This is a genomic window from Pseudoalteromonas sp. MER144-MNA-CIBAN-0113 (genome assembly GCF_040308965.1).
Classification (GTDB): domain Bacteria; phylum Pseudomonadota; class Gammaproteobacteria; order Enterobacterales; family Alteromonadaceae; genus Pseudoalteromonas; species Pseudoalteromonas tetraodonis.
Genome location: NZ_JBEOOG010000291.1, coordinates 1 through 280, shown reverse-complemented (window position 1 = coordinate 280; position 280 = coordinate 1). Strand labels below are relative to the sequence as shown.

The window sequence follows — 280 nt, the reverse complement described above, 5'->3', positions numbered from 1 at the left end:
ATCAAGGCGTTCGCCTTTCCAGTTAAAACGCCAATCTAGGTGAGGACCTGTTACACGCCCTGTTGCACCAATTTCAGCCACTTTGTTACCTTGCTTAATTTTGTCACCTACTTTCACATCAAGCTTACTTAAATGAATGTAAGTTGAGGTAATACCATGGCCATGATCAATAATTAATGTACCGCCTGAGTAGTATAAATCAGGTTCAGAAAACACCACGGTACCACTAATTGGCGCGTAAACAGGAGAACCTGTTTTATTAGCGATGTCTAAGCCAAAG

General features: G+C 41.4%; 1 protein-coding gene. It reads right to left on the bottom strand.

Annotation, left to right across the window (positions count from 1 at the left end; translation table 11 throughout):
- The coding region (locus tag AAEY57_RS19750) for a M23 family metallopeptidase (RefSeq protein ID WP_350608640.1) at positions 1-280 on the bottom strand (280 nt) is incomplete at both ends.